5 protein-coding genes are annotated in these 7767 nt (G+C 33.3%); all 5 read left to right on the top strand.

Annotated elements, in window-relative coordinates; translation table 11 throughout:
- Positions 1-523 precede the first annotated feature (523 nt).
- The 5 genes from Q0Q99_RS10795 to Q0Q99_RS10775 are packed head-to-tail and all read left to right on the top strand — an operon-like array spanning position 524 to position 7755.
- The gene (locus Q0Q99_RS10795) at positions 524-829 is read left to right on the top strand and encodes a helix-turn-helix transcriptional regulator (RefSeq protein WP_293895605.1); all 306 of its coding nucleotides are present in this window, start codon (positions 524-526) and stop codon (positions 827-829) included.
- Positions 826-3936: an N-6 DNA methylase gene (locus Q0Q99_RS10790; RefSeq protein ID WP_293895602.1), complete on the top strand. Its 3111-nt coding sequence runs from the start codon at positions 826-828 to the stop codon at positions 3934-3936. The genes Q0Q99_RS10795 and Q0Q99_RS10790 overlap by 4 nt, the downstream gene beginning before the upstream one ends.
- Positions 3937-3942: 6 nt before the next feature.
- The gene (locus tag Q0Q99_RS10785) at positions 3943-5784 is read left to right on the top strand and encodes an N-6 DNA methylase (RefSeq protein WP_293895599.1); all 1842 of its coding nucleotides are present in this window, start codon (positions 3943-3945) and stop codon (positions 5782-5784) included.
- Positions 5785-5794: 10 nt separating this feature from the next.
- Complete coding sequence (locus Q0Q99_RS10780; protein ID WP_293895596.1) at positions 5795-6928, top strand: SIR2 family protein; 1134 nt, start codon at positions 5795-5797, stop codon at positions 6926-6928.
- 2 nt (positions 6929-6930) lie between these two features.
- Positions 6931-7755, top strand: coding sequence for an ATP-binding protein (locus Q0Q99_RS10775; RefSeq protein WP_293895593.1), 825 nt, complete (start codon positions 6931-6933; stop codon positions 7753-7755).
- Positions 7756-7767: the final 12 nt, after the last annotated feature.

Here is a 7767-nt window from a genome sequence, read left to right as displayed (position 1 = left end):
AGTAGAATACAAAGCACCTACTGAATATCTCTTCCTTGACCAAAAAAGAAAACTCAGGCTGGTGCAAAATATCAAAAGAAACATCGCTAAATTTGAAATAAAACCTGAAGACATTGGATTTGTAACAGCCTGATTAATAGTATGACTGTAAAACGTTAGTCAGAACCCTATTGAGCATCCTACACATATACAAACATCCAAGACTTTGCCGACCCGACCCCACGCTATTTTTAGCACATTGCAAGGCACACAAAACCCAGACACAAAGCCAAACCTTGCAAAGAGCTAAAAATGCCAACGCACAGCCCACCCACCCCGGCTGACGAATATCTATCATCAGTAGCAATGGACTTTAGCAATATATTTTACTCGACACCATGCCCACCCACCACCCATCTTAGGGAGTTCCTATGAGCTAAACCTTCCACAATATTTTGTATCCCACACTAACTGTACAAAAAATATTTGTTTACTAAAATCCTTAGCTTACATTTGTCATTATTTGGCAAGTCAATTCTTAGACATGAATCAATTTGGTGAACGGATAAAGCAACTTAGGGAACAAAAGAATTTGCTTCAAAGGCAAATTGCTCATCAATTATTCATGGATACGCCAATGTTAAGTAAGATTGAACGAGGAGAAAGACGAGCAAAGAAGGAACAGATTTCAATTTTTGCGACAATTTTTTCAATTAAAGAAGATGAACTATTATCCCTTTGGCTTGCTGACCAAGTTTATGAAATTGTAAAAGATGAAGGGGTTGCTCTGAAAGCTATTCAAGTTGCTGAAGAAGAAGTTAAATATCAATCAAAAAGAAAATCGAAATGAGTTCAGAAGAACGTAAAGAAAAATTAGCTGAACTAATTGCAGAATACAATAAGTTCAAACAGGCTGGGAAACTTGATTTAACCTCGGAGGAAACAATCAGAACCTGGCTCAATGAACTATTGGCAATATTTGATTGGGATGTTAGGGATACTTCGGAGATACTACAGGAAAAAGTATTGTCTAAAGTAGAAAAAGAAAAACTGAAAGAAATTGGTTCGCAAAATACAAGACCGGATTACACTTTTAGGATTGCCAAACAAAAACTCACTTTCCTTGATGCAAAAGATATTTCTGTAAAAATATTTGATGATGCAGAGGCGGCTTTCCAAATTAAATCTTATGGTTGGTCAATCTTAGCTCCTTGTGCATTTATTTCAAATTTTGAGGAGTTTGCTATTTATGATTGCACTTATACTCCAGAACAAAACCAAGACCCGAATTTAGGCAGGCTTTACTTTACTATTTCTGATTTAGTGGCAAACTTCGACTTGTTGGAAGAGCATCTTTTAAAAGAAAACGTTTACAAAGGCAGATTGAATGAATTGTATTCTTCAACGATGCAGGATAATAAATATGTTCAAAAGATAACGCCTGATTTAAGATTTGCTGCACAGCTTTCTGAATTTCGGGTAGCATTAGCATCAGACATTTTAAATAAGAACCCTGCGTACATTGCCGATAATGCTGCAAACCTTAGTTACATAGTTCAAATAATAATCAACAGAATTTTATTTATACGGGTTTGTGAAGCAAGAAAAATTGAGGAAGATGGATTATTACTTTCATACAAAGCAAAAGGCTTTTGGGATGCGTTTAAAAACTCTTCATACTTCGAATTTTTTGAACACTACGACGGTCCTTTGTTTGAAAGGGTAAATGCTATACATGAAATAAATGTTTCAAACGATGTATTTGATTTGTTGCTTCAATACCTATACTACCCATCTCCTTATAGGTTTGATGTAATACCAACTAAACTGCTAAGTGATATTTATGAAATATTTCTTTCAAAGAAATTAATTATTGATGCAGGTAATGTAAAAGATGAAATCAAAAATGAATATTTAAAAACCAAAGGTGCTGTTAGCACTCCACAATACGTTGTTCAGGAAATTATTAAGAGGACAATTCAGAGGAATAAACTGCTTGATGCCGGCATTGAAAATTTGCTTTCAATAAAAGTATTAGACATTGCTTGTGGCAGCGGCGTTTTTGCAATTGAAGCATTTGACTATATAGAAGAAATTTTCAGAGAGTTATTTTTTGAATCCAATCATCCAGATTTTCAGAAATATTTTGTCGCAACTAATACAGATGTATTCGTTAATATTTTAGGAAAGAAAGCAATCATGGACAATTGCATCTTTGGAGTTGATATTGACCCCGAAGCAGTTGAAGTAGCAAAAATGTCTTTATCGTTAAAGATTGTTGATGCTTCTGAATTTCTTGAATCATATAATGAAATTGGAATTTTCGGAAATAAAATTCTCAACGGAATTGGAAACAATATTCGTTGTGGCAACTCATTGGTTGAATCCGATATTTTAGACCTTTTCCCTGCCCTTACAGAAAACGAAGAAGAACTTCTAAAGACTAATATTTTTGACTGGAATAGTGAGCAAGGTTTTCATGAAATCTTTGTGCAAAAAGGAGGTTTTGATTTTATCATTGGTAATCCGCCTTATGTAGAAGTAAAGAATTATAATGTTGATTTACCTTTCATGCACCTGTACATAAAAGAAAAATTCCCATCTTCAAAAAATGGCAAAGTTGATTTGGCAATTCCTTTCATTGAAAGGGCAATTGGATTACTAAACAATACAGGCAGACTGGGGTTCATTATTCAGAAAAGGTTTTTCAAAACCGATTATGGCAAGAAGATTAGGGAAATAATTACCAGTGCAAATTATCTTTCATCTATTATAGATTTTGAAGCAACAACAATTTTTAAAGACCGCATGACTTATGTGGCTCTACTAATGTTAGACAGAAATTCTCCTGCTAATTTTACATACAAATATTTCCGCAGCACTATTGAAACATTGCCATCGGAATTAAGGGAAACCCTTATTCCAGAGATTGCACCTGAACAATACATAACATTATCTTCAACTGCAGTAAATGCAAACCCCTGGAGTTTTGACGATAAACAACTGATTGATATAAAGACAAGGCTTTTACAATCGGGATGCTTTGGTGATTATGCAACCGTTAAAGTAGGTATTCAAGTACTTTGGGATAGAGCCTATCACATTAGACCAACTTCCGTTGCAAGCGGAATTATAAAAGGCAAATCACACACAGAAGAAGATATAGAAATTGAGTTAGCAGCTTGCAGACCGCTTATTTGCAATGAAAGTTTTCATCCCTACAGAGAGACTTCGGCAGACGTTTTTGTAATCTTTCCTTATGATGTTGCCGATGGTGAAGTATCTGAAATTTTGTTTGCAAATTTTGTAAACAGATTTCCGCTTGCTGGGGCTTATTTGAGCAGAAACAAGGCAACCATAGAAGCAGCAGTAGAAACATTGCCAAAAAAATTTCCTGAAAAATATACTAATGAATACTGGCATTTATTTACAAGAGCAAATAATCATGGGGCTACGTATCCCAAGATTTTAATTCCAATGACTTCACTGGATACATTTGCAACTATTACTTTCTCCGATGAGATTTATTGCGACAATGCCAATATGTTTTTTGTTGAAGCACCTGAGAAAGATGAAGTTACTTTATATGCTTTATCAGCAGTAATCAACTCAACCGTATATTCAGTTTTAGCAAGGACAATAGCAAATCCGCAATCAAACGGTTATTTTAAATTCAATAAACAGTTTCTCGAACCAGTTCCCTTTCCTTGCCAAAATTTTACAAATAACATTGAATTGAAAACTCTACTGGCTGAGACTGCAAACAAAATCGAGGATTTACAAAAAAAGTTTATTGGCGGTTCGCCAAACCAACAAAGAACCTTTGCAAACTTGTTATTAGCCCAATGGGATATTTTAGATAATTTATGTTATGAGCTTTATGACTTATCGGCTGATGAAATAGCTTTTTTTAATGGCAGAGGAAGAAATGTAAACAGGATAGAAAGTATTAACTAAAAAAAAATGCAGAAAGAATTAAAATATATTATCAATCAATTCAAAGAAGATGAATTTTCATTGAATAAGATTATTGTTTCTGTATTTGTCAGGGCAAATTCAATACAAGTTAAAAATAATACGCTGATAAAATCACTATTGATTTCAGGAAAATCAGCATTGCACAAAACTATTTCAGAAATTAATGCTCCTCTCACTTTTGATGATGTTATAGAAGCATTTGAATTGGCAATACCAAATGGCGAAAAGGTTATCAATGGTGCAGTTTATACTCCCAACTACATAAAGGGTTTCATTGTAGAACATTCATTAAAGAAAATAGAAAAGCCGCTACAAAACATTTTAGCGGCTGATATTTCCTGCGGTTGTGGTGCATTCTTATTCACTTTTGCAAATAAAATAAAAGCAAGTACCGCCAAATCATTTTCCCAAATATTTAAGGATAATATCTTTGGTTTAGACATTAGTAACAGCAGTATTGAAAGGGCTAAAATTCTTCTGTCATTACTGGCAATATCCAATGGAGAAGATAAACCTGAATTTGAATTTCACCTTCATACAGGTAATGCTCTTTCTTTTGAATGGAAAGGAACAGAGAAAAAGATAAAAGTCAACAAAGGCTTTGACCTAATAGTAGGAAACCCACCTTATGTAAGGGCAAAAAATATTGATGATGCTTCTAAATCTTTGCTTACTAATTGGGCTGTAACAAAATCGGGTAATCCTGATTTGTATATTCCTTTCTTTGAAATCGGGTTAGAAAATATTAATGAAACTGGAACATTGGGCTACATCACAGTAAATTCTTTTTATAAAAGTGTTAATGCAAGAGAGTTAAGAAAATACTTACAAGAAAAAAAGTACGAAGTAAGTATAATTGACTTTGGACATGAAAAAATATTTGAAGACAAATCTGCTTACACCTGCATTTGCTTAATTTCAAAAAGAAAATCAAATTCCATATCCTTCAAAAAAGAAACAGGAATATCCCTTATTAAAAACGGCACAAAATTATTTAGTCAAATACAATATAAAAACCTCGACTTTAAAAAAGGTTGGTTGCTAAACGATAAAAGGGTTATTGAAAATATAAACAAAATTGAAGGTGCAGGAATATCATTAGGTGAGAAATACAAAATAAGAAATGGTATTGCTACACTAAGTAATGACATTTATATTTTTAAACCAATTGCAGAAACCAAAGATTATTATATTTTACTGCGAGACAGTAAACGCTACGAAATAGAGAAAGCGATTTGCAGAGAAATCATTAAACCTAATATTCTAAAATACGAACACCAAATTGAGGAGGTAAAAGAGAAACTGATTTATCCATACACCAATGGCATCAATCCCTTATCGTTAATGAGTGAGCCACATTTAAAATCAAATTTTCCAAAAACATATAAATATCTTGAAGCTAACAGAGAGCAACTACTGAATAGAGATAAAGGTAATGGTGATTATGGTGCATGGTTTGCCTTTGGCAGAACCCAGGCACTTACAGATAAGGGATACAAACTGATGTTTCCTTACATGGCTAAATCTCCTCATTTTGTTTTCACAGATAATAAGGAAATGCTTATTTACTGCGGCTATGCAGTTTTCAATGAATCGGCTGACGAACTAAAATTACTAAAACGTATTTTAGAATCAGAGGTGTTTGAGTATTATATGACAAATACCAGCAAGCCATATTCAGCAGGTTACTTTTCTTATGCAAAAAACTATGTAAAGAATTTTGGTATTTGCGAATTAACCACAGACGAAAGATATTTTCTCTCTAATGGTGTATCCAAAAAAGAAGTAAATGAGTTTTTAATTGAAAAGTATCAACTACAACTATAATCTTTTTAATATGAGTTTTACAATAACAAATCCTGAACTGATAGAAATAGTAAATGAATATTTGGAAACACTCCAAAGTTGTAATCGTTCTTTTCTGATTGGTGCAGGTTGTAGTAAATGTGCAAAATTGCCATTGACTGGTGAGTTAGCAGATTTAGTAAAAGCTAAAATGACTGCTGCAAGCAAATCAAAAGAGATTTTAGAAATCATAATTAAAAATTTCATCACAGACCCAAATATTACCATTGAAGAATACATTTCAGAAATTGTTGATTATGCTGCCATCCTTGAACGCAGAGTTGATAAAGGAAGCACACATCCAACAATTGATTTGGGAGGCAAAACTTACAAGGAAGAAGATTTAAAAAGTGCAGTTATTGAAATACAAAAACTAATTGTTGAATCAATTGAGGAAAAGAACTTTGAACTTAAAACTCACACTGACTTCATAAAAGCAATTCATTACCGGCTTGATAATGGTAAAAGTCAATTCGCAACCCCGACAAATTATTTTGTTCTTAACTACGATACTCTAATTGAAGATGCATTGTCAATGAACAAAATAAATTATGCAGACGGTTTCAGAGGTGCGGCAATTGGTTGGTGGGATACTTCCGTATTTAATGACAGTGGTATTAAAGCAAGATTATTCAAACTTCATGGTTCTTTGGACTGGTGCATTTCTGATGATGATAAATTACCACGAAGATTAAAACAGAAATCTAAACATACAGCATACAACTTTAATGATAATGTTCTCATTTATCCATGTGCTACAAAATACAAGGAAACTCAAAATGACCCCTTTGCACAATTGCTCAATAACTACCGAAACATTTTAAAACAAAACGACAAAGCAGTTTTGACAATTTGCGGATACCGCTTTGCTGACAATCATATAAACATAGAAATTGAAAAAGCATTAAGCGAAGCAAAAAATTTAACAGTAATAATATTTTCTGAAATAGATACTCCTAATGATAACCCGACTTTAAAAAGATGGTTTGAGAACAAAGATTTTAAACCGCATTTAAAATTCTTTACCAAGAAAGGTTTTTATCATAATGATATTACCATACAAGACGGAGGAAAAGACATTGACTGGTGGAAGTTTGAATCATTAACTGAAATTTTGAACAAATAATTATGCAAGCAATAAATCAAAATCCAGCACAGCCGATTGAGAATTTATGTATTGGTAACATCATTGAAGTTGATGGCGTGACCATTACTGCTGAATTAGAAAAATCAATCAAAGACCTTACAAGAATTTTTGAAGGCAACACATATTACATTGGACAGTTTGGGTCAATTGTTAAAATTCATTTCGGCAGAAAAATTTTATACGGGTATGTGAGCCGTTTAAGAATGAAGTCAGACATTGTAGAATTGCAAATTGGAAATAAAGGAGACAATGATGCAAGGGTAATTGAGTTTAATTTATTCGGTGAAGGCGAATGGCATGAGGCATCAGGAAACTGGCAATTAAAATTTGAAAGAGGAATTTCAAGTTTCCCTTTACCATTGCAAAAGGTTTATCTCACCCCTACTTCTGAACTCAAACAGATTTTTACATCGGCAGAAAATTCAATTGACTTAATAAAAATTGGAACATACAGCGGAACGGGAGGAACAAATTGTTTTGCAGATTTGAATGAATTGTTAGGAAAACATACGGCAATTTTAGGTTCAACAGGTTCAGGAAAATCAGGTGCAGTAACTGTAATATTGAAAAGTATAATTGATAAGCAAAAGGATTTTGCAAGTTGGAAACCGAGAATAGTAATTTTAGACCCACATAATGAGTATCCAATTGCCTTTAAAGGAAACTCAAATACATATTCAACAGATAATGGAAGTTTGAAACTTCCTTATTGGCTTTTGAATTTAGAAGAACTTTCGGATTTACTTCTTGGCAAAAGCGAATTTACAGCTACAACTCAAAAGAACATTATTGTAAATCCCGGCTAAACTGACCCCCCT

It is taken from the genome of Flavobacterium sp., from assembly GCF_025352425.1.
In the GTDB taxonomy this organism is placed as follows: Bacteria; Bacteroidota; Bacteroidia; order Flavobacteriales; family Flavobacteriaceae; genus Flavobacterium.
This window is presented reverse-complemented; position numbering and strand designations above follow the sequence as displayed.

Bases quoted from the DNA above. Each gene is read 5' to 3' on its own strand.
- Q0Q99_RS10795 (WP_293895605.1), top strand. From the start codon at position 524: ATGAATCAATTTGGTGAACGGATAAAGCAACTTAGGGAACAAAAGAAT.
- Q0Q99_RS10790 (WP_293895602.1), top strand. From the start codon at position 826: ATGAGTTCAGAAGAACGTAAAGAAAAATTAGCTGAACTAATTGCAGAA.
- Q0Q99_RS10785 (WP_293895599.1), top strand. From the start codon at position 3,943: ATGCAGAAAGAATTAAAATATATTATCAATCAATTCAAAGAAGATGAA.
- Q0Q99_RS10780 (WP_293895596.1), top strand. From the start codon at position 5,795: ATGAGTTTTACAATAACAAATCCTGAACTGATAGAAATAGTAAATGAA.
- Q0Q99_RS10775 (WP_293895593.1), top strand. From the start codon at position 6,931: ATGCAAGCAATAAATCAAAATCCAGCACAGCCGATTGAGAATTTATGT.